The sequence below is a fragment of the Aquirufa salirivi genome, from assembly GCF_045310485.1.
Taxonomy (GTDB): Bacteria; Bacteroidota; Bacteroidia; order Cytophagales; family Spirosomataceae; genus Aquirufa; species Aquirufa salirivi.
Genome location: NZ_JBEWZH010000005.1, coordinates 223892 through 247518, shown reverse-complemented (window position 1 = coordinate 247518; position 23627 = coordinate 223892). Strand labels below are relative to the sequence as shown.

Here is a 23627-nt window from a genome sequence, read left to right as displayed (position 1 = left end):
TTATTTTAAATCTTGTAAGGTTATTTCTTTGTCTTTACTTAAAAAATCCGCTTGATTCACCACTCGCTGACCACTGGCCAATAGTGCTTGATCATCTACCACTTGAACCGGCTCAATGCAGGAAGTATGTTTTTCTCTAAAAGGTTTATTATAGGACAGGTTATAGGCCGAAATCACTGACCAACGTGCATATTCGGACAAATTGGCCTCGGATCGATGTAAAATATTGCTATGAAAAAATAGCACATCCCCCGCCTTTAGCTCGCAATAAACCAGCTCTGAAACCTTTTCTGCTTCGGTCACAAAATCCATATCGGCACCTTGCTGCTCTCCTGCGAATAGATGTTCGAATCGCTGCATTTTGTGCGTTCCTTTCAGAACTTGCAAACAGCCATTTTCTATGGTGGCATCCGTCAAAGCTACCATGACAGAAATCATGGCTTCTGGAAATAGAAAACCATTTTTATACCAATAACCATAATCTTGATGCCATTCCCAAGAACCGCCTACTCGAGGTTCTTTTTGCATGACTTTGGAATGAAAATGACACACTTCCCCTTCGCCTAATAAGGTTTGTACGCCTTCTACTAGTCGCTTACTCCGCGACATCAATCCAAAGGAATCATCTCCTGCGGTAAACCATAAGGTTAATTTCGTTTTTTTACCTGACTGGTCATTTAAATCAAAGGCTTGGTTGACCACCGACTGGTCCGTCGCCACCGAATAAAGTAAATCAATCTCTTCTTGGGAGAAAAGTTGGGGCATAATCAAGTAACCGTCTCGATGGTATGCCTCTTTTTGTGTAGTATTTATCATAGTTTAGAATAGATAAAGCTAATATAAGTATTTCTTAAAAAAATCTTATTTTATCTACCCTGATTACTAGAAAACAGATGGATTTTATTTGAAGGTCAAAAACAGGTTTATATGAATTTACTTATTTAAACAACTCTGGATGCATTTCATCCCAAGGTGTGGCATCTTGGTAAATTTTGGCTAGAGCTAAAATAGTAGCTTCGTCGAACAGGTTCCCCAAAAAACTTATGCTCGTTGGTTTATTCGTTTTTTTATCAAATCCATTCGGAATGCAAACCACGGGATGGCCTGTTAAATTGGTAATAGCCAGCTGGTTCCCAGAATATAGGCTTGGGCAAATGATGACATCAAAATCTTTGAAAAGGTAATTGACTTGTTGCATCAATAAATAACGATGACGCTGGGCATTGATGTATTCCACAGCTGGGATAAATCTAGCTGTTCTAAACTGATTAGGCCAGTCGCCCTTTCTTTGCATGGTCAACTCATCATCCACATTGAATCGGGTTAATTCATCAAATTGGGCGGCACACTCTGCACTAATGATTACATCCATCATTTGAAAAGGATAAAACTGATTTTCCGAGAATTCCAAAGGAACAATTTTAGCTCCCGCTTGTTGGAGCACCTTCAGCACCTGCCATTCGTTGGCTGTGGTATCTTTCAATTTATCAAAATAATTTTTGGCATATCCAATTCTCAACTTTTTAACATCCACCTGATTGCTATAGTTGAATGCGGCTTCATGGGCCGATAAGTCGAGCCCATCCGTTCCTCGAATAGCATTAAAAACGATAGCGGCATCTTCGGCATTCCGACAAATCGGTCCGATTTTATCCAGACTATAACTTAGCGCCATAGCACCTGTACGGCTAACCCTTCCAAAGGTGGGGCGAAGCCCCAGAGCACCGCAGGTAGTGGAAGGAGAAACAATGCTTCCCCAGGTTTCAGTACCAATAGCAAAAGGCACTAATCCCGCAACTGTAGCGGAAGCTGATCCAGCTGAAGACCCGGATGAACCTAAGGCTAGGTTCCACGGATTTTTTGTCCTTCCACCATACCAATAGTCGCCCATAGCCAAGGCCCCCAAGGTAAATTTTGCCACTAATACGGCACCTGCTTGACGCAATTGTTGATAGACAAAGGCATCTTCCTCGATCACCTGTTCTTTATAGGGAGCAGCACCCCAGGTGGTTTTAGTTCCTTTGACGGCAAAAAGATCTTTAAGTCCGTAGGGGATTCCGTGCAACATACCTCGGTATTTTCCGTGAGCAATCTCTTCGTCGGCCTGTTTGGCTTGCTCTAATGCGATGGATTCAGTCAAAGAAATGAGACATTGTAAAGTATCTCCATATTTCTTAATACGGTCAATATAAAATTGGGTCAATTGGACGGAACTGATCTTTTTGGTTTTGATTAATTCGGCTAATTGAGGAATAGAATAAAAAGCCAATGATGATTTTTTACTGGGCAATTCCGTACCTGGAACTTTGGTCCAAGCGATGGGATGTTGATTTTTATTGAGGCTTACTCCTGGAATAAGTACAGTTTGCCATAGACTTAATGGAACGGAATTAGGCAAATGAACTTGATGCTGTTTTTGATACACCGAAAGGTTATCTTGAACATCTGACAAAAGTGTGTCTATTTCTGTACTGGTAAAATTGAGATCAAAAATCTTAGCGGCACCTTCTACATCCTTCTTTTGTATTTTAGAAGATTGGGCAAAGCTGTTAGAAACAAGTAAAAACAAGTTGAGCCAAAGTATACATTTTCTCATAGTTCAAATTTTTTACCATGAAATAAATCAAAATAAGCGAATAAGCTCATTTATTGAAATAAAAATTATCAGAAAGCTGATTGAACTGTGCTTGGAATAGTTGAAGTTTCCCTTGTAGCTTTGAGAGTAGCTTGGGAATTAGGGTAGGTAAAAGATATTGGTTGGTGGATGGGTAGGAAATTGACAGTTAATTGGTAGTTGGTGGTTAGTTGGTGGTTAGTTGGCAGTTAAGATTTGTCAACTTTCAAAAAGTTGACAAATCTAAGGTGACAAATCTAAGGTGACAATTAAGCGATAAGTCCAAGTGACTCGGCCAATAGATAAATCTAATTGCTAGGCTTCCACCAATCAGGAACGGAAGGAACGGATTGTTCTATACGATGGATTTGCTCATCACTTAGTAATGGCAAGTTGGCAGCCATGACGTTCGACTGAACCTGAACCACTGATCTAGCACCAGGAATCACGACAGAAATATGGGGATTTTGAAGTGTAAAACGCAATGCATTAGCAGATAATCCACCCTTCAAGTCCGCTAAAAAGGCCAGCTTCCTGGCATGTTCCAGCATCCAATTTTTATCTCGATCTGCCATGTGAGAACGGTAATCACCCTCACCAAAATGCGGGTTTTCAGTCAATAATCGATCACTCAGAAATCCAGAACCTAAGGGTACCCGACCAATGATATCATACTGCAATCCATTAGGATGTTGGACTAAAATTTCATCTACTCTTCTGTCTAGCGCATTATAAATCACCTCAATCACGGATCCAAATCCTGCGTCCATCACCCGCTTTGCCCCATACACACTTTTAGAACTTACCCCATACTGACGAATAAGCCCTTGACTTATCAAATCTTCCAATGGAGCACGATCGTAGTTCTCCCAATCAAAATTATCAGGAGGAGAATGCATCAACAAGACATCGATATGCTCACGCTGTAAGCGCTGCAAACTGGCTTTTACACTGGCATGAATATGAGTAGAAGAAAAATCCTGCCCAGTGGAACCATCTGCTAGATAAACGTTCCCAAATTTGGTACAAACAATAATATCTTGAGAATAAGTAGCTGCCAGAAGGGCTTTGCCAACTATTTTTTCGGACAAGCCTTTGCCATAAGAATCCGCGGTATCAATGAATTGAATCCCCGATTTTAAAGCTTCAGTCAAAATGGCTAAGGATTCATCTTCGCTGATTTCACCCCATCCCATGGCCTTTCCTTGAACGATATTTGGACCTCCCAATTGCCAAGTACCGAGACCTAATTTCTGATGTAATCGGCCTGAAAAACGAGGAATGCTAGCTTTCGTCATGTCCTAGGACAATTGAAAATCTGACTCTAAAATAATCTTACCTTTGATCAAGCAACGTTCGCCTTTCTTTGTCGCAAAATAGGCGTTTCTTCCATGTAAAATACGATCATCGTGAAAAAATGCAGCCTCTCCTCGTTCTAATTGTATCGGTAAAACCAAGCCCGCATTGATAACACGAGTCTCTAAAAATTGATGGAAATCTTCTACTAATTGAAGGGCCTCAGCTGTATTGTCTTTATCAACACAGAAATAATTCCAGTTGGCCAACCAACCCAATTCATCTTGGTCTAAAATCTTACGAACTTTCTTATGACCTGCCTTATCAAAATTCACTGTAATAGTCATCAAACGCTCCAATAAAGCATCTTGACCATCTATTTTTAAGCAGTCTACCAAATCTGGTAAATCAAAAAATGTAGTAGCCCCACCTCGAGCAGCACGAGAAGTACAATAAAAAAACTGCAAGGATTTTTCGTCCCCTAATTCCACATAAGAATCATCCGTATGCAATGGTTGACGGGTATTACTACTTCTATAACGATCCGGTATAGCTGGATCATAACTGATGTCAATCCAACGATTTTCTTTTCTTTCTCCTGTAATCAAATCTTCATCCTCATTGAAAGGAGTACCGATAGAATCTGCAAAATTGATGTAAAACTGCTCCAAAGGAATAGGCAAATTATAGCCTGCCAAATGGATAACTTTATATTGTTTAACCGCTTCTGTTAATTCAGCAATGGTTTCTTGTTCGGTCGTAAAATAAATTTTCTTAAAGAATTCCATACGTACATTTTTCAAATTTGATACAATCAGAACATTTTAATTATTCCAATTTCAAAGGTACAAAAATTTGTTAAGTGACTTTTCTTGTAACTATGAATAAATTATTAATCGGTCAAAAGGAAGCGCTTAAGGATTAGGCCCTAAGTCTCGGTAGGCAATCACTTGTATTCCCAATACTCGAATAGCCTCTTTTACTTGCTGACTAGTAAATACATCCGTAACGCCTTGTCGGTCCGCTGCCACACCCTCATAACCAATGTGTGAAACAGCTTTCAATTCTGCATCATCTAATCCTGGATGATCTACGAAACAGTAGGTTTTGCCTGCTTGAAGGTTTCGCAGCATTTGGATAAAACTAGTAATCTTTTGGGCTGATGTTTGACTTGGACCAGCATAAGTGGCTCGTTCAAAAGGATATGTTGTATTATCATAGATCAAATGATATTCCTTGGCCAATTTCTTAGTCAGCTCGATCACTTGTTCATTTATTCTAGAACAACCCATGTGTGACGAAACGTGACTAATCCTTGGTATTTTTTTGATGGCCAATTCTATCTGAGCTCTAAATTCTGCTTCAATATCGGCCAGCGTAAATTTATTTTCTACGATGGACATGTCTGGATAATTCTTATTGGCATACACCATAGGGAAAAAATAACCATCGGGATCACGTAAACTTTTTGCCTCCGTTAATGGTCTCCATTTCAGTTTATCCCACTCACTGGTTAATGCTAAATGTATTCCCACGTCTATATTGGGATGCGCTTGAAGCATCTGAACAGCCTCTGGAAACCAAGGGGAAGGAACAATGACCTCAATGGACGACTGGATCCCGTTCAAAGAGGACTGCATCAAGGCCAAATTTCCCGAATGACTATAACCCATATCATCTCCACGAACGATGAGTCGAGGAGCAGGGAGGTTTTGAGCCCAAACCTGAAACGTACATAAGAGCATCAGCAAAACCTTCTTCATCGTGTTTGAAATTAGATATAGGAAAATTGTTCCGGGAAAAATACCCAAAATTTACGGACATTCGTATCTTGTTGCACGAAAACCTATTCCCTATGTTAAGTTCCATCTTCTTATTGGTTAGTACCATATTCACTTTTGCTAACGCCGATTCTACACAATATCAATTAATGGTAGGTTCCTATACCAAAGCCAAAAACCCGGGTATCGAAGTGTTTGACCTAGATTTAGCTACTGCCAAAAGCAAGCCCAACTACCATAGAGAAAACCCGAATGCATCCTATCAAGCACTTTCAGCAGATGGAAATTTACTTTATTCTGTATCGGAAGAAGGAGGGGGTAAATCTGCCATAAGTGCCTATGCCCGAAATGCAAATGGCACTTATACCAAATTAAATTCCAGCCCTACTCTAGGTGATGGACCCTGTTTTGTCAGATATCATGAAGCCAGTAAAACCGTATATGTGGCTAATTATGGAAGTGGCTCTCTCAATGTATTTAAAACAGAAGAGAATGGTCGACTGCTTCCTGCTTCCCAATCCTTTATTTATAAAGGCTCTAGTGTGGTGACCGGTCGACAAGATGCCCCACATGCTCACATGGTGGCCATAGCTCCCGATCAAAAAAGCTTATATGTGCCCGATTTAGGTGCTGATAAAATCCATTGGCATCCCATATTAGCGGATGGAACCTTAGCTGAAAATTATCAATCCATATCCGTGAGTCCAGGTAACGGTCCTCGTCATATGATTTTTCATCCCAATGGAAATTTGGCCTATGTCATCAATGAATTGAATGGAACCGTGGATGTCTTTAAGATTACTTCTCAAGGATTGGACAAAATTCAAAACATCGTTTCCGACACGAGTACCAAAGTCGCAGTAAAAGCCAGTGCCGATATTCATATTTCTCCGAATGGGAAATGGCTCATTAGTTCCAATCGAATTACTAGTGACAACCTTGCTCTTTTTGCTATTCAAGCTGATGGTACCTTAAAGTCAATAGGTTACCAAGCTGTAGCCAAAATGCCCAGAAATTTCAGCTATGATCCCAGCGGTAAATGGTTATTTGTGGCGAGCCAAACCGAGAATAGAATTCAAGTTTTCTCGGTCAATCAACAAACAGGTTTATTGACCGACAGTAATCAAGATATCTCTGTAGCGGCTCCTGTTTGCCTATTGTTTATCAAAAAACCCAATAGCCCAGAAGAGCGCCTACAGGCTTTAGGAATCACTTTACTCAAACCTAGCACTCCTTTAGCCAATTATGTCAAGTTTACTCGAGCAGGAAATATTGCCTACTTGTCGGGGCATTTACCAGAAAAGGCAGAGGGTGGCTTTGTGCTTGGAAAAGTAGGCAATAAACTGAGTGTGGAAGAGGGTCAAGCAGCAGCCAAATTGGCAGGAATTGCTTTAATTTCTACATTAAAAGGCCAATTGGGTGATCTAAGAAGAATCAAAAGAATTTTAAAAGTAACAGGTTTTGTTAACTCGGATCCTAGCTTTACTCAACAGCCTCAGGTCATGAATGGCTTTTCTGATCTGATGGTGGCGGTATTTGGCGATAAGGGAAAGCATGCTCGCTCGGCAATAGGCGTCAATGTCTTGCCAAATAACGCGGCTATTGAGGTAGAAATGGTCGTAGAGCTTTACTAATAATCTGTTTTGATATTGGTATCGAATGGGGCTTTTATTTGGTAGCCCAAATCCCCGTCTCGTTGATTATCCAAAACGTCCAATCCATATTGTAATTGGCTCACAGGGGTGCTATTGAAGGTCCCAAATATGCGATCCCAAATGGAGAAAATATTTCCATAATTGGAATCCGTTTGTGGGCGACTAAGGTGATGGTGTACCTTATGCATGTTTGGAGAAACAATTAGGTAACTGATAGCAGTATCTAACCATAAAGGTAAACGGATATTGGCATGGTTGAACTGAGAAAGCACTACCGAGATACTTTGATAAATCATAACCAACCACATAGGAGCACCACAAACCAGCAAGCCCAACATGGTGAATAAGGCTCTAAAAACACTTTCTCCTGGATGATGTCGATTCGCAGTTGTAGTATCCACCATGGTATCTGCATGATGTACCATGTGAAACTTCCACATGACCTTTACTTTATGTTCTACCCAATGCACAAAATAGGCCCCCACTAAATCCAATAACAATAATCCCGCAATCAATTGTCCCCAATTTCCCATTGGGAACCATTGCAAAAAACCTATTTGATTTGCTATGGCCCAGTCGCTCAGTTGAACAATCCAAAGCGCAAAACCGAAATTGACAACAATGGTGGTGAAGGTAAATAAGAGGTTTATACCCGCATGCTTCCACTTATTATAGCGAAAGGATACCAAAGGGATCGCATATTCCAGCAACCAAAAAAAACTGATACCCCCGGCTAAAATAAGTGCACGGTGACTACTCGGAATATGATCAAAATAGGAAATAAGGCTCTCTAACATAGGGATGGGGGTTTGCTCAAATCAATGACAAATAATGGTAAAAAGCACCTCATTTCCAATACCTCTACAAACGCAATTAGGTAATTTTCTAGGTTAGAAAATGGTAGATTCCATAAGAAAGTAATAGACCAATTAAGGCCCAAATTAAACCTGTGGATTTTCTTTTCTTCAAAAACAACAGCAGGATTAAACCTGTGGCCGAAATGAAAATCATGAATATGGCAGAAATATCAATCACCCATGCCCAAGATTTGCCCGTATCCCTGCCTTTATGCAAATCATTGATGACGGCCATCCAACCCATGCGAGTTTCAGTTACATCATAGGCTCCCGTCTCACGGTCAATAAACACATCGGCTGTATAGCCTGGGCCTTGAAAAGAAACCGAAATTTCCGCGTCATCGATTCTAAAATCATTCAATTGCCCTTTTATACCATGAGCGTTTCGTAAATGTTCGACAACTTCCAATTTGGCTATTTTAACTGTATCTGTTGGGTTCACCCAAGCCACATTCAGCTTCGCTTTTTGCTCTTGAACATCCGATTTCTCTGGAAGCCATTCTTGGTGATTCAAGGTTAAACCTGTCACAGAAAAGAATAGGACAATCGCAAAACTGAACATAGACAAATAAATGTGCAGCCAACGAGAGATTTCCGCAGTGGAACGACGAAGTTTACTTTGCTTAGGTTTTAATTTAGAATTAGGGTTACTCATAGGCTTGGTTAAAAGAAGCCCATGAACAGCTCATGGGCTCTTAAGAATAAAAGAATGTATTATTTTGCTACATAACTTAAAGAAGCACCTGTCACTTCTTCATTGCCTGAAAGCGTTTGCTTTTGGTCTTTACCATTGAAATTCATTTCTTGTTTCATCAATTGGTAAGTACCATGCTCCCGTGCGGCCTCGATGTACACCGTATATTTTCCTTGTTTCACAAATTGGCCTACATCGTCTTTCCCATCCCAAACCAAGGTATATTCTCCAGGTGAACGTGTAGCACTCGCTAAGGAAGCAATATCAATGGCGCTCTCTCTTTGGGCTGCATACCAAGAGCGCAAATCTGGTAACCATCTTGGCTTATTAAACCATAAAGCGATACGTCTCACTGGCTTGTGATTTTCATCTTCTACCCAAACAGCGACAAAGGGGCGGCGGAAACGACCTTCAAAACTTGCTAGCTCAAATTTGATTTGCAACTCTTGTTTATCTGTCCACATTTTTTCCTTTTGATTGACCATCAAGATGTTGGTACTTAAACTTGAAGGACGAACGTTTGGCGCATTGGAGGCTAATAAATTATTCCAATTGGGACTCGTATATTCTTCTCCAGACTTCGTTAAAATCAAATAATCCGTATCAGGAATAGTAGACGCTAATTGTTGACTTTGTTCTAGACTCATCACCTGAAATGCCGTAGAAAGAGCCCCAGCTGTTACCGCATCTGGATGTACAACGGTAGCACTGATAATTTCCGAAGCTGGCTGACCTGTCAAAGGGTTCATCACATGAGAAAACCATTGTTTATTGATTTCAAATCCTCTTTGATAATCACCTGAGGTAGCTACAGCTTTATTTTCTACTAATATCTGAGCATGTGGAGCGGCATTTTCAGCGAAGTTTCTAGGATCTTTAATGGATATTTGATCCATTCCATTGCCTTGAACGATGATATCTCCACCTACATTTAAAACAATTCCATGAACCCCTTCGGTGGCTAAAGCAACATCGGCAGCTTTTTGCATCACATACGATTTGGCAAAAGAGTGTAATCGTAAGGCCGCTTGACTGGTTCTAGCAATGCTTTGTTCTGCCTCATTGATTTCCCAATGCTTTTGTTGGGCTACATTTACCGCCGCTTGAATATTTTCATCTTTAGGTAATTGATTTTGGGCACTGGCTGTTCTCCAAACTTGAGCAATTTCCTCGGCGGAGGCATTAATCAAACCACCTGTTTTTTCTTGCCAAGTATCAAATTGTTGAAGAACCTGAAATAAATCATGAGATACAGGCTTAAATTCTCCTTGACTAGCCATCCATTGATTAAACTCTGTACTTGGATGATAAGTCCCCAAAATTTGACTTAAACGCTTTACTTCTGCTAGTAAGCTTGCTTCAGCCTTTTTGGCAGCTCCAAAATGGGATGCAGCTATTTTAAGGTCTAAGGATGTTCCCAACAAATGATCCATTTGGGAAACATAAATACCAGAAGATTGTGTGGCAAGGAGTTGGGGAGAGGTAACAGAAAGGGCCGCAAGGCCAAGGGATTTTAACATATGCTATTTCATTAGGGTTTTATAGGTCGAAATTTAAATTTATTCCTTTGATAGCCTTTCAAAATATAGATAAACTACTCTTTTTTGTCTACCCAAAGCAAAAATAATTCCTTTTCTAAAACGCGGCTCTGCCCTGATTATTAAGCGGCTAACAGGATTTACGTTGTAATTAATCTCCATTTTGTCGATTTTTACTAAAATAAATACCTCTAAGGCCCATATTTGGCTTGTCAATAAAATTACTATGAAATTTAAACACCTCCTTAGCTTACCCATTTTACTTTCTATCCTAAGTGTTCAAAGTATGGCCCAAGCGGGTCCAAAAGGTAAGATCAAAGGTCAAATCATTGAAAAAGAATCCAAAGCACCTGTCCCATTTTCCAGCATTCGCATATTTCAAGCAGGAGCTCAAAAATTAATTACAGGAGGAATAGGGGATGATAAAGGACAATTTTCTACCGATGTCGTGTATGGAATATACGATGTGTTGATAGAAAGTGTAGGATTTGAAACGATCCAACAAAAAGGAATCAGCATCAATAAAGAGAATCAAACCATCAACCTGGGGATTTTGGAAGCCAAATCTTCTTCTAAAACCTTAGACGAGGTTACTGTTAAAGGCCAAAAAGCTTCCATGGAATTGGCTTTAGATAAACGTATTTTTAATGTGGGCACTGATTTAGCCAATCGTGGCGCAACAGCCTCTGAAATTTTAGGTAATCTTCCGTCCATTCAAGTAGATGGCGAAGGTGGAGTAAAGCTACGAGGAAGCGACAATGTCCGTATTTTAATCGATGGAAAACCGTCTACTTTGGTGGGTATCAGTGGTGCGGGTGGACTACAGTCTTTGCAGGGAAATCTAATTGAAAAGGTTGAAGTTATTACCAATCCTTCAGCGCGTTATGAGGCAGAGGGTATGGCTGGAATCATCAACATTGTCTTAAAGAAAAATCAGAATCAAGGCTTCAATGGCGCCATAGAAACCACGACAGGTTATCCTGAGAATTTTGGCGCTACGGCCATTGTGAATTACCGTAAAGACAAGCTAAACTTCTTTTTGAACTACGGTTTATTTTACCGCAGAACCCCTGGTAGAGGAAATATTTACCAGGAAGTTTATACCCCAGGGCAAACCAATTATTTGCAACAAACTTCTCAAAATAATGTGCGAGGAATGGTAAATAATATCCGTGGTGGAGCTGATTATTTTTTCAATGAAAAAACGGTGTTAACGGGTTCCTACATTTTCCGAAGAACGGATGTTCGCCGTATTTCTGATTTTCATTATTTGGACTACCAAAAAAGCTTGAGCAATTTGTATAGCATCACGGACCGTCAACAAGACGAAAAAGAAGCAGAACCAAATTCAGAATATGCCTTGACCTTCAAAAAGTCGTTTGCCAGAAAAGGTAAAGAATTTACGGCCGATTTGCGCTATTTAGATTATTGGGAAAGCTCTGATCAATTGTTTACACAAGTGGGGAAAAGGGGCGATGGAAGTGCTTTTCCTGAAAATTCTAGAATCCAAAAATCCCTGAATGATGAAGCAGAGCATCAATGGATTTTACAGGCAGATTATGTAAATCCTGTGGGTAAAGATGGTAAAATCGAAACAGGTTTACGTACGAGCTTTCGTGATATGACCAACGATTATGTCGTAACCCAAAAGCAAGAAACGGGCGAATTCACCGTGGTGCCCGGTTTACAAAACAATTTTGTTTACCATGAAAATATCACTGCCGCTTATGCCATTTGGGGTACCAAAATCAAGAAATTTTCCTATCAAGTGGGTATTCGTGGCGAGATGACGGACATTCGTACGGAGCTCTTACAAACGCAAGAAAAAAATCCAAGGAACTATGCCAACTTGTTCCCTAGTGCCCATTTTACTTATTCCTTATCGGCAGACAATTCATTCCAACTAGGCTATTCTAGACGAGTACGTAGACCTACTTACAATGAATTAAGTCCATTTGTTACTTATTCCGACAACCGAAATTTTTTCTCGGGAAACCCTAATCTAAACCCTCAATTTACAGATGTATTTGATTTGGGACATGTGAAATACTATGAAAATGGAAGTATCAGTTCATCCATTTACTACCGAAATACCGATGGAAAAATTGATCGAATCCGTCAGGTAGATGCCAATGGCTTTTCGATTACATTGCCACAAAATTTCAAAAATGAGGTTTCCATGGGTGCCGAATTTACTGGATCTTCCAATCTTAGTAAAGTTTGGAAAGCGGATTTGAGCATCAATATTTTCCGAGCTAAAGCAGATGCCAGCAACATTGATCCCAATTATGTGAGTGATACCTATTCTTGGTTTGCACGTCATACGTCCCGTTTTAAGCTAGGAGGAGGCGTGGATGCTCAATTAAGAGCCAATTATGAGGCTCCGCAAAATACCCCTCAAGGTTCAAGAGGTTATATTGCTTGGATGGACCTATCAGCTAGTAAAGACATCATGAAAGGTAATGGTACTTTGACCTTAAATATCCTAGATGTTTTCAGTTCTAGAATCATGCGCTCTGAGACGAGAGGTACAGGATTCTATACCAAATCCGAATTTCAAGGTCGTTTGACGCAATTCAACTTAACTTTCAACTACCGAATCAAAACCACAAAGCAAGCAGCTAAGCAGCGTAGAAGTATGATGGATGAGGAATAAAATCTCGTTCATCCACCATAACATGCTTCTTTAATTCTCAATTTTAGATTGATTTAATGACTTTTTGAAAATCCCTAAAATCAACAGATTAACAAAACTGAATCCTAGCTGAAATAAATAGTATTCAGGGATAAATATTTTAAAGGAAAATAATGTAATTAAAAGTAGTATGGCATAAATCAGGGACCATTGATTTGAAACAAAATTCTCCTTTCCAAAAACCCATTTGATGTAAATCAAGATGGGTAAAATCACAAAAAAGGTAGTAAAAAGAATCTGATTGTAATTTACAAGGTCATGGTAAAATGAATATTCATCTAATATCAAATGTGCAACATACAAAATGTGCATGTATAATACGGAAGCACTTGCACGCCAACTAAAGACGATCGAATTCATTTTGATTTAATAATTGCCCTCCTAAAAAACCTTCATTATGACGCGAAATGCGTCATGATTTCCAAAAGAATTAAGGCAAATTAAACCAATGAATTATTCATTTTCAAAAACCCGAAAATTTCTTGCGTTTTATCAAGATTTTAGGCCTATTCAAGGGATAAAATGCTCTACTTTCCCCATTATTTCCAAGGTAAATCCGCCAATTTGATTCCCAATAGTTTTTGACAAACCTGATCCAATTGCTCTTCCGAACCCTCTAAGTGAAATGTTCTTTGAACATGACGCAGCGACTGCCCATGGGCTAAGGCAATAGCAGGAGAGGAACTTTCCAATTCATAAAACTTTCCCATCTGAGTTCCTGTATCATTTTTGCCATCATTATAGGCATTTAGGGCATCTCCTTGGTAAGGATTTTCCTGAATTTCCCACATGGAATTGACATATTCTTGTTCCCCTTGATAATCAAATTGAAGGATAGTCAATATGTGATTAGCTGCATCATAACTTGCCGCCAAAGGAATCAGTGCTTTAGGGGGAATACCTAATTTCCCTCTCGAGTTGGCATCCGCTTTAAAATAAAGCATTCCGTCCTTCTTGATCAAACGTTCAGCAGGAATTTGACCAAAATAGGCTGCATTAATGGCCGCCTCTTGTCCTTTTTGATAGGGGATTAAAATCGTGTTTTGGTCAGAGGCCTTCATCATCCCCAACAACCAGATGGATAAAACACCGGTGGATTTAGACCAATCGTCTCCAGTATTTTTCAATACATTATCGGTTTGATAACCCACCCAAGATATTCCATCCAGAGAAACCTGTAGGAGGTTTTCAGCTTCAGCTTGATTTAGTAAGGCAACTTCTCGGTCCAAAGAGACCTTAAATTTTGTCCCTGAATAATTCGTAATTTCAAAATCCTTGTGGAATAAGGCTTTTTGTTTATCCGATTTTACTAAAGGATAGGTCTCTGTATCGATGATTTCAGGTGTTTGCCAATGTTCAAAAATAAAGGGGTCTCCTTGTTTAAAATATACCGAAAATTGCCCTCCTTCTGGACCCAACCAAAAGCGTTCTTCTCCTCCAAAGGCATTCATATGAGGGCCTAATTTCCCCGACTTAATGAGCTCATGATTAATCCAACCATAGCTAAAACCTTCATCTCCTTGGGAGCTACTGGTCATCACCCTAGCTTGGTATTTACCTACGACCAAAACCTGTTGGTTTCCTTGTTTTAATAAGACAGTTGTGGGATCATTTTTTAATAAATCATAATCATATCCAAAGCTATTTTCTGAGTTCATACGTGTATTTTAGGGCTTGTAAATAGGAAATGAAGATACTTAAAATTCTTAACGCTGTCAAGGTTCAAAACCTTGACAGCGTTGTTGTAACGAATAATTTTTCACTCATATTGTCCAATAAATTGATAATCAATTAACAACTATTTCTAACCTAAAAAAGGCAGAAAAATTCAATAAAATAATATTCTAAAAATTTCAGTAGATATTACCCCAATAGACAATATATCCATTTATTAATGCCAATAGATCCGTAATTTTGGAGAGGAAAAAGGAGTTCCTTTTTAACACAATAACAACCTATTTACTATGAAAAAAAACATTTGGCTTATGGTCTTGTCCATAGCTAGTATCATGTCTTGCCAACGGTCCAATAACCCCGATCAAACAGAAGCTTGGAACTATAAATCCCAACATAAACTTAAAATTTCTGCACACCGTGGAAATTCAGGTATAGCTCCTGAAAACACTCTTGCCACCTTTCAAAAAACATTGGATATGGGGGTCGATTTTATTGAGATAGACGTTCGAACTTCCAAAGACAATCAATTAGTTATTTTACACGACGGAACGCTAAACCGAACTACGAATGGCACTGGCCCCATTTCCAACTTGACTTTAGCAGAAATTAAGCAACTAAAGGCCAATAAAGGCTGGGAAGCACAATTCCCCAATGAACAAATCCCAACCTTGGAAGAAACATTACAATTGGTGGCTAATTGGAATAAACAGAAAAATACCAAGACCTATATTTATGTGGACTGCAAGCAAGTGGCGCCCAATCCTTTGTTGAAATTAATGAAACAATATCATCTTGATAAGGAATCCGTTTACTATGGAAATGATGATTTTTTAGAAAAATTAAAGATCGAAGATCCCTTAAGCAAAAGAATGCCGAGCTTAAACAAAGCAGATGAAATGGAGACTAAAATAAAACGTTTGGCCCCTTATGCATTTGATGTAAATTGGCTTCGGATGAATGCACAGTTAGTGAAAGACATTCATGAAAAAAACATTCGAGTTTATACTGATGTTTTGGGTCCATTAGACCAACCGTCGAATTATAAAAAGGCAAAAGAACTGGGAGTAGATCTAATTCAAACGGATCACGTAAAATCAGTTTATCGATATTTTCTCGGAAACTAAATTCAAAAATTCAACGTTGTCAAGGTTTAAAACCTTGACAACGTTAAGAAAAATTTACTTTTTAGGCTCTGATATAACCCCTAAATAACGGCCCATCCAATAAGGCAAAAGCCAGATATCTCCAGCACTGTGCTCCGATAAACCATTGCCCCCATTGCGGTCCATATTAAACTGATTGGCATTATGGCGCATGATGGGTTTTTCATCTGGTGGCAACACTTCCTGTGTCGTTTGACGACGGAAGTTTTCAGCAACTTTGATCATATCCTTACGATGACTATTTTGAATAGCCCAGTCAATCATATCCATAGGATGCTCACGCAAATACCAAGCGGCTTCATTTAAATCAAATTGTTTGGTTCCCGTCAAAGCCGTAAAAATATTCCAAGCTCCCTCTTTCTCTGGTCGCTCCATTTGCCAATGGTCTAAAATGGATTTCTTGAAATTAGCTTTTAAGGTATCATTAAACGCATAGCGATACAATCCCCAATAACCTACATAATACATTTCATCATCCGAGTGATTCCAACCATCAGACATGTTTTGAGCATGTGCATCTGCATCCTTTCCTGCTCTTCCTAGCACACTAAATGGACGCATTAAATTTTCATAATAGCCGTATTTAGTCAATAACTCCAAGGCCTTTTGCTTATACTTCTCTTTTTTGGTAAAATAATATGCCGTTTGAAGCATCGAAGTAATATTGGAAGAATTCAATTTACGATCTCCCACATTGGTAGGAAAGGAATTGACATATTTAGGATTCCATTTTCCCCACATAGTAGGCTTTCCGTCAAAGTCGATCAAGTACATATCGTTTTTCAAGATATGTGACATCAATGTGTCAATTAATACGATAGAACGCTTCTTTAAATCTGCATCATCCACCAATTCAGCCATAGCCCCAAAAGCAAAAATATGCCCTATCACCTCATCACTACTAGTCGTAGATTTAAAGTCCCATTCTGGATCTGGTGATGGCTGCCAACGCTCTGGATCAGACAAACTAGAGATGAATCCACGACGCTCAAATGAACGGGCTGGGAATCCCGGCACAGGAGTTAATTTATATAAACGCTCCATGGCGTCTAAAGACTCCCGACAATTTTGTAATGCCTCTGGGTCTTTGGTCACGGCATAACGGAAAATTTCTCCACCCAAATACATAGACGTCCATAGTCCGTCATTGTCTGAATCAGCCAAATACCCTGTGCTTAAATTTCCTTTTTGTATACCATCTAAAGACGCATTAAATCCATTTCGAATATGACGTTTTCTCACCTGATCATCATAAAAAACAGCCTTTTCATGCAAGGTCATTTTCTTAAAACAGATTTGCCCCAATCCAGCAGTGGTTGTAATTAATACCGAGTTTTTAGGACCTTCAGCTATGTGTTTTACGACATTACTCGGTAACCATCTTTCTCCATTGTAATAATCAAATTTGCCATCTTTCTTCAAAGCAAAGGCTCCTTTGGTAGAACCAAACCAAACTTTATCGCCGATGGATTTAATAGCGGTGATTTCAGTCCAAGGTAATTTTTGTTGTTTTTCTCCTACTTGTTTCGTAGATAAATCAAAAATCTGGTACCCATCATTTCCACCAACATAGATTTTTGTAGAATTTTCAGCTATATCAAAGGCAGTAAACGGACCACCTGACATTAATTTAATGATGCTAGCTTGAGCCGGTGAAAAATGATAAAGCCCTTGTTGACCCAAAATATAATAGGTTTGACTAGTGGCTTGATATTTCATATCCAACACTTGATCACCAGATAAATTTCCCTTAAACAAGGTTTTGGAATCTTTGACCAAATGAATACTATTTCCATCTGAAATTAAAAAAGAAAAATCCTTGCCTCCTACCACTCGATTCGCATTGGCCAATTCATGCTTGGAATAAATACTCCCAGCAAAAGCATGACTTAACACGGCCTTATCGTCCAACAAAACAAATTGCTTTTGATAGGATGTCAAAGCAGCCATTTTCTTAGGTGCACTGGTACGGTATTTGGTATCTTTAACCAAAGTCCCAGGGTATAGGAATTGACCATCATGAGGCAAAAGAGTACCCGTGCTACCAAATAAGATGATATTACCATTTCTGTCGGCAAAGCTGGATCTCAATTCTGAGGCCTGGTCTTTAGCAAGATAGTATTTGACACTATAATCTTGCCAAAATGGGGTATCCTGATACACAGGTTGCTTGGACTTATTTTGAGCCCAAGTCAAATGCGTGGCCAACAATAGGCACACATATACGAATACATTTAATTTACTGATTTTCATTGTATAGGTTTAGATTTAAATTCACTACTCAGATTTGATTTTCTGCGGATCTACTACCACATATTTGATGGATTTTTGATCTTTCTCCATGTGGGAAGAATAGGTGATATGCAATAATCCATCTGGGCTTTGTGTCATACATGGGTAAGAAAAACTACCTTTCCCCGGAGCTACGTTTTCCACATAAGTCTTCCATTTCCATGTTTTTCCTTCGTCATCTGAAAGAAAAAGACCTAAGCGATAACGCCCGTCGATGATGTCATTCCCTAAAAATGCCATTCTACCATCTTTTAAAACCAAGAGTTCTACGCTGGCCGTATTCGGAATATCTGTTTTGACAGAAGGAGACCAGGTTTCTCCTTGATCAGTCGACTCACTCACATGAACTCGAGGAGGATTATCGCCACTGTCACGTAAATAAGCCAATAAGTTCCCATTTTTCTTTTTTACCACAGCTGGTTGAATGGGTCCACGACCTACCAAAGGCAAACTTGGCCGCCAACTAGCTCCTTGATCATCTGAAATGGCCATCAAAGAGAAATTGAATCCATCTGAATACAAAGGCAAAATGATGCGCCCACTTTCCAATATAAGCGGTTTAATCCGTGTCATCCAGCCGAAACTACGTTTTACCGGATCTGCACTAGCCTTGGCAATCATATCATCATACTTAGGAGCATAACCTGCCCAACCAATATGGTGCTCGGGCAATTGCTTTAATTTTTTACTCACTTCGCCAGCAAAATCATTTCCTGGCTTTAGCAAAATATTATCTTGCCATTCCCAAACGGGTGCCCCTTCTTTGGAATAATTCATGGATGTACGTACGCGTAATACCGACTGCTCCCATTGGTTGGCTTGAACGGCAATCCAGACTAGGAATAATTTATTTTCCTTATTCAAAAAAAGAACAGGATTACAGTCTGGGATATTCGGGGTGTCAGCCATCAAAAAGGGTTCACTCCATTGGGAATCTCCTTTTTTTAGTCGAGCGCCCATTAATTTAACATCATCGGCCGTTCTTTCCCCACTACCATAAAACCAAACAGACAAGTAATCGCCATTAGGTAAACGTACCAAACTACTCCCATGGACGTGTTTTTCTTGTCCTGGAAAAATGAGCATTGATTTGACAATAGCAGGACTCTGAGCTAGCGAATGAAAAGACATCACTAACAGGGTAATCAAAATTTGAAATAACTTCATGTGATTATTTTACTTTTTTTCGTCGCTCCATCAACTCTCTGAACGTACTTAAGATGATCCCTTCTTTCTCGATGTAAGCCTTCAAATCGGGATGCATCATGGAATTCATATCGGCTAAACGGGAACCACCTGAGCCACTGATAAACTTAAATTCTTCGGTAATATCACTGCTATGTACGATCAACATAGCGACTCCTGGTTTCATGTGTTCCAACTGATAAATCCATTGATCTGCTTTGTATTTTCCCCATTCGGCAGGAGTAGCGCTGCCTTCTGGTTTCCAATCCCCACTATCCGAGTGTAAATCGTCCAAAACGGGCAATCCTGCTTTCCAAAGCATTTCTCCGATCTTCTTAGATTCAGTTACTAAATCCGTCAAGCCAAATTTGGCCATAGGCAATGGCATTCCTTCTTTCCACTTCCCTTCCGCTTTCATTTTTTTGATATATGGCTTATTGACAGATTCAATGAGCATTTTATTGTTTCCACCTGGGAACATCACGGGGATGCCTAATTCCATTCCCACTTTTAGATAACGCTCTAAGAATGGAGGATAAGCAAACAAGGTTCCCATATGAGAATCTAGGTGAGTGGGTTTCCAACCTAAACGCGTAGCTCGTTCTATTTGAGCACGGATTTCCTTTTCCACTTCATCAGGACTCGCATTTTTGATTACCTGTTCTACACTATGCCAAAGACATCCATCTCCATCACTTAAAGTAGGTACTTGCTGAAAACCTGATAAAGCTGGCCAACGATAATCCTTCCATTCAGAAGTCAGGGTTAAGTGAAGACCCGCATCTAAATTAGGGTGATTTTTTTGGATGTAATGAATAAAACTAGCAGCCCATGGACATGGCATCATGATACTACAAGAGGTGGCCACACCCTGTTCAATGGATTTATAAGCCCCTTGATTGGAGGAATAGGACATACCACAATCATCCACATGAAAAATGACCACTTTCTTCCCCTTCGGGTAGCCTAATTTTTCTGCATAAGTGGGTTCTAATTGCTGAGCCATGGCCTTTGTAGTCAAAATACTGGACGCAATGCATGCCCATAAAAGTAGTCCTAGTTTTTTCATATTACAAAACACATTTCGTTTTATTGATGATTGAAAGATCTTTTTGTTTTGACTAAGATAATTCAATGTTGGATATAAAAATTATTTAAGCACTGGTTTAGGACTTACTTGAATCAATTGCAATGCTTGATCCATATAAATCTCTGCGGTCATTTCCCCCAGGCTAGTTCGCGTGACATAATCGTAACGCTTAAAGCTATTGTAATCGACTTTGGCTAACATATATCCAAAAGCATCGTTGGTTAGGCCAAACAAAAAGGGCATTTTGGTGGCCATGTGGCGCTTCACATAATAACCCACATTAGGCAAGGCTTCTCCAGGAACCGTTAATATTTGAGCTGGCCCAATATTCAATAAATTTAATTGGGTGCTAACGGTATTGGGTTTTTTGTATTCATATTTCAATGGTGACTTCGTCAAAATATAACGCATCATTTCTGAATCCACAGGAAGGTCAATCATCTTTGAGGTACAATAAATAGAAGGAGAATCTAAAACAGGCGCTTTATTGATAATCCTTAGAGCCTCATCCGCCAAGAGCTCTCCTATTCGAATGCATTCTTCCCAGGTATTCGCTTCCTTTTGATTACTTTGACCTTCTTTTCCATATTCTAATCGGGTATCGGCAGTGACCATTCCACCTTGAGCTCCATTCATGAATAAGGCCACTCCACCTGCTTGGGCTTCGATTCTACTATACAATGGTCCGCATAAATCAGGACTAAGGATTCCTCTACCACTTCCGATAACTTCAGGGTGAATGGCATAATTCACCAAGGTAGCAATAGCTTTCCCTTGATGAGCACCAGTGGTGGCAATAGCTTGAATAACTCCACAACGTGGATCATATAAAGCGGGGGCATAATAATTATAAGCAATTTTACCTTTAGCTTCTTCTACATTTACTTTCAAAGCTGCTGGTTCTAATTTCGTAATGGCTTCGTTGACCGCATCAGCAATTTGCTGAACACAACGATCTAGGTATTTTAAATCTGCAAAGTTTTTACCGGTGGCATCTGGAAATCCATAGGCGTCTGGGGCGGAGTGTGTATGTGTCGCTCCAATTAAAATATTTTCCGGAGCAATCCCTTTAATGAGTGCTCTAGATTTATTTCCTAACACAGAAGTCCAACCTAAATTATCTACATTAACAATCGCAAAACGAGTATTTCCTTGCTCAAAGACCATCGCACGAGCAAACAAATCACCTTTCTTTTCCACACTTGGTTTAGGCGTGCCAATTCCTCCCGAAACAGGCAATAATGGGTCTGGCGTAATTACTCGTACGGCTGCCCCAACCCGAAGGGTTTGAGCAGTCGCTGGAGTAAACAAACACAAGAATAAAAGTATGAAAAGGTTTAGAGGTGTATTAAATTTCATTGGTTAAACAGGATTAGAGAATCTATAATTTTGAAGGGCCTCCCGTAGGAGACCCCTTAAAATCTTAATATGGCTTACCTGTACCTTGGATTACCCAAGGCTTAGACCAAGCACTATTTTTGCCATCAGCTTGTGAGAAATTAGTTACTTCTAATTTATCTAAAGCAGCAGCTGTATTCTTAGAATTAATACGCAATTCATCCTGCATGTAATAAAAACGAACAGGAATAGCTTGACGCTTAGCTACAGGACCCGCTTTTAACTCTGGGAAACCTGTACGACGGAAGTCGAACCAAGCTTCAGTAGCAGCAGTCCAGCTAGCAATCCATTTTTGCTCCATAACTTGTTTTACTGTACCAGCAAAAGCAACACCTGGATTAGCTAAATACGTAGTTGAAGTAGAACCTACTCCCCATGTAGTCAATGACGCTTTCACACCATTCTCATAGAACGTTTTAGCATCTCCTACCGCATAACCTTTTAAAGCGGCTTCTGCTAAGATGAAGTTCACTTCGGCTGCAGAAACTAAACGGGCTCTCAACAAGGCCCCTGATGCATTTTTGTACATGGGCGCAAGGAAAGAAACGTGAGGGTTAAACGATGTCTGACCAGGAGTTGGGTTCATGTTATACGCCGAAGGTAACTGAGAGAATGCCGTTGGTAAACCTACGTATTCTTGATCAATATCTACTTTCGAATTACCAACTACATCTGGTGATAAATAACGCTTCCCGTCGATGATTTTATCTGTCTTAGCAGGTAAAGTGGCATCCACAACCAATGGAATTTCTACTTTAGCAGCCCAGATACCTAAACGAGGATCTTTCACACCTTGCAAGTAATCTACCAATGTATTTGCCATTTTGATACGACGGTAGTTACTACCACTCACATCATAAACCGCATTAGCTGGCCAAGAAGTACCATCTGAAGTACCTGGGAATCCCATAGTAGCATCATCTGAGTTAGCTAAAATCACTGGATAGTTCGCTGGATTTTTAGCAATTTTCTCAATTCCTGCTTTAGCTACATCCGGTTTCTTAGCTGAAATACGCATGTAATAACGTAGAGCTAAGGAGTTCGCCAATTTACGCCATTTAGTAGGATCACCTGAATAAATAACATCCACGTTATCTACGATGTTCGAGTACTCACTTTTTTGCTTAGATAACAAGGTATTAGCCTTCTCTAAATCGGCTAAGATCCCTGTATAAATAACCTCTTGAGAATCATATGCTGGTAAGATGTTTTCTGTACCACCTGTTTCTCCTTTCAAGGCATTGGTATAAGGTGCATCACCCCAAAGATCCGTGATCAAACCAAACATGAAGGCCTTGTTTACTAAAGCCACACCTTGTTGGAATTCCCAGTTCAATGCTACCGAACGACTGTAAAGCAAGTCGTTGTTACGTAAAATATCATAATAACCTGACCAACTTTGGTTTCCACCCCAGTCGTAATCATTATGTCCAGACGACCAAGCATCTTTTTGAGTATGCTGAACCACACCTGCGATATCTTGGTATCCAAGGTTTACATAAGCCTTAGACATTTCTGTTAAGACAGTAGGCATAACCAAATTTGGATTCACAACCTCTGGTTGAACTCCATTTGGATTTATATTCACTTTTGTCAAGTCTTCACAAGAGAAAAATACTCCCGTTAAAAGGGTGAAGGCGACAGCTTTTATTAATCTTATTTTCATGATTTTAATGTTTTAAGGTGCTTTGA

The 23627-nt window shown here is 39.6% G+C and carries 18 protein-coding genes; 3 read left to right on the top strand and 15 right to left on the bottom strand.

Going from position 1 to position 23627, the window contains the following annotated elements; genetic code table 11:
• From U0R11_RS08865 to U0R11_RS08845, 5 genes are all read right to left on the bottom strand, one after another.
• Positions 1-816 carry a phytanoyl-CoA dioxygenase family protein gene (locus tag U0R11_RS08865; protein ID WP_166373444.1) on the bottom strand — a complete coding sequence of 272 codons (816 nt, stop codon included), beginning with the start codon at positions 814-816 and terminating at the stop codon, positions 1-3.
• Between the two features lie 121 nt (positions 817-937).
• Entirely contained in the window at positions 938-2596 is a 1659-nt protein-coding gene (locus U0R11_RS08860; RefSeq protein ID WP_406751344.1) for an amidase, read from the bottom strand.
• Positions 2597-2922: 326 nt separating this feature from the next.
• Positions 2923-3912, bottom strand: coding sequence for an aldo/keto reductase (locus tag U0R11_RS08855; protein ID WP_406751343.1), 990 nt, complete (start codon positions 3910-3912; stop codon positions 2923-2925).
• A gap of 3 nt (positions 3913-3915) precedes the next feature.
• Positions 3916-4698 carry a TauD/TfdA family dioxygenase gene (locus U0R11_RS08850; protein ID WP_406751342.1) on the bottom strand — a complete coding sequence of 261 codons (783 nt, stop codon included), beginning with the start codon at positions 4696-4698 and terminating at the stop codon, positions 3916-3918.
• A gap of 126 nt (positions 4699-4824) precedes the next feature.
• Positions 4825-5673: a polysaccharide deacetylase family protein gene (locus U0R11_RS08845; RefSeq protein WP_406751341.1), complete on the bottom strand. Its 849-nt coding sequence runs from the start codon at positions 5671-5673 to the stop codon at positions 4825-4827.
• Positions 5674-5765: 92 nt separating this feature from the next.
• On the opposite strand from U0R11_RS08845, the gene U0R11_RS08840 reads away from it, so the two are divergent.
• The gene (locus U0R11_RS08840) at positions 5766-7325 is read left to right on the top strand and encodes an Atu1372/SO_1960 family protein (RefSeq protein ID WP_406751340.1); all 1560 of its coding nucleotides are present in this window, start codon (positions 5766-5768) and stop codon (positions 7323-7325) included.
• Here U0R11_RS08840 and U0R11_RS08835 read toward each other — a convergent pair.
• From U0R11_RS08835 to U0R11_RS08825, 3 genes are all read right to left on the bottom strand, one after another.
• On the bottom strand, positions 7322-8143 hold the full coding sequence (locus U0R11_RS08835; RefSeq protein ID WP_406751339.1) for a sterol desaturase family protein: 822 nt from the start codon (positions 8141-8143) through the stop codon (positions 7322-7324). The genes U0R11_RS08840 and U0R11_RS08835 overlap by 4 nt on opposite strands.
• Positions 8144-8231: 88 nt before the next feature.
• Positions 8232-8858: a PepSY-associated TM helix domain-containing protein gene (locus U0R11_RS08830; RefSeq protein WP_406751338.1), complete on the bottom strand. Its 627-nt coding sequence runs from the start codon at positions 8856-8858 to the stop codon at positions 8232-8234.
• A gap of 59 nt (positions 8859-8917) precedes the next feature.
• On the bottom strand, positions 8918-10417 hold the full coding sequence (locus tag U0R11_RS08825; protein ID WP_406751337.1) for a DUF2271 domain-containing protein: 1500 nt from the start codon (positions 10415-10417) through the stop codon (positions 8918-8920).
• 244 nt (positions 10418-10661) lie between these two features.
• On the opposite strand from U0R11_RS08825, the gene U0R11_RS08820 reads away from it, so the two are divergent.
• Positions 10662-13091 carry a TonB-dependent receptor domain-containing protein gene (locus U0R11_RS08820; protein ID WP_406751336.1) on the top strand — a complete coding sequence of 810 codons (2430 nt, stop codon included), beginning with the start codon at positions 10662-10664 and terminating at the stop codon, positions 13089-13091.
• A 30-nt stretch (positions 13092-13121) separates the two neighbouring features.
• On the opposite strand, the gene U0R11_RS08815 is transcribed toward U0R11_RS08820, so the two are convergent.
• Together U0R11_RS08815 and U0R11_RS08810 are read right to left on the bottom strand one after the other, a co-directional pair.
• Positions 13122-13490 carry a hypothetical protein gene (locus U0R11_RS08815; protein ID WP_406751335.1) on the bottom strand — a complete coding sequence of 123 codons (369 nt, stop codon included), beginning with the start codon at positions 13488-13490 and terminating at the stop codon, positions 13122-13124.
• A gap of 179 nt (positions 13491-13669) precedes the next feature.
• Positions 13670-14788: a DUF6786 family protein gene (locus U0R11_RS08810; RefSeq protein ID WP_406751334.1), complete on the bottom strand. Its 1119-nt coding sequence runs from the start codon at positions 14786-14788 to the stop codon at positions 13670-13672.
• 306 nt (positions 14789-15094) lie between these two features.
• On the opposite strand from U0R11_RS08810, the gene U0R11_RS08805 reads away from it, so the two are divergent.
• Positions 15095-15931 (top strand): glycerophosphodiester phosphodiesterase, encoded by an 837-nt coding sequence (locus U0R11_RS08805; RefSeq protein WP_406751333.1) that lies wholly within the window; start codon positions 15095-15097, stop codon positions 15929-15931.
• A 54-nt stretch (positions 15932-15985) separates the two neighbouring features.
• Here U0R11_RS08805 and U0R11_RS08800 read toward each other — a convergent pair whose 3' ends face one another.
• The 5 genes from U0R11_RS08800 to U0R11_RS08780 form a co-directional block, all read right to left on the bottom strand.
• Positions 15986-18223, bottom strand: coding sequence for a hypothetical protein (locus U0R11_RS08800; RefSeq protein WP_406751332.1), 2238 nt, complete (start codon positions 18221-18223; stop codon positions 15986-15988).
• 24 nt (positions 18224-18247) lie between these two features.
• On the bottom strand, positions 18248-19429 hold the full coding sequence (locus U0R11_RS08795) for a sialidase family protein (protein WP_406751331.1): 1182 nt from the start codon (positions 19427-19429) through the stop codon (positions 18248-18250).
• A gap of 4 nt (positions 19430-19433) precedes the next feature.
• The gene (locus U0R11_RS08790; RefSeq protein ID WP_166373458.1) at positions 19434-20516 is read right to left on the bottom strand and encodes a polysaccharide deacetylase family protein; all 1083 of its coding nucleotides are present in this window, start codon (positions 20514-20516) and stop codon (positions 19434-19436) included.
• Positions 20517-20597: 81 nt separating this feature from the next.
• On the bottom strand, positions 20598-21896 hold the full coding sequence (locus tag U0R11_RS08785) for a hypothetical protein (RefSeq protein ID WP_406751330.1): 1299 nt from the start codon (positions 21894-21896) through the stop codon (positions 20598-20600).
• Between the two features lie 64 nt (positions 21897-21960).
• The gene (locus U0R11_RS08780; protein WP_406751329.1) at positions 21961-23601 is read right to left on the bottom strand and encodes a SusD/RagB family nutrient-binding outer membrane lipoprotein; all 1641 of its coding nucleotides are present in this window, start codon (positions 23599-23601) and stop codon (positions 21961-21963) included.
• Positions 23602-23627: the final 26 nt, after the last annotated feature.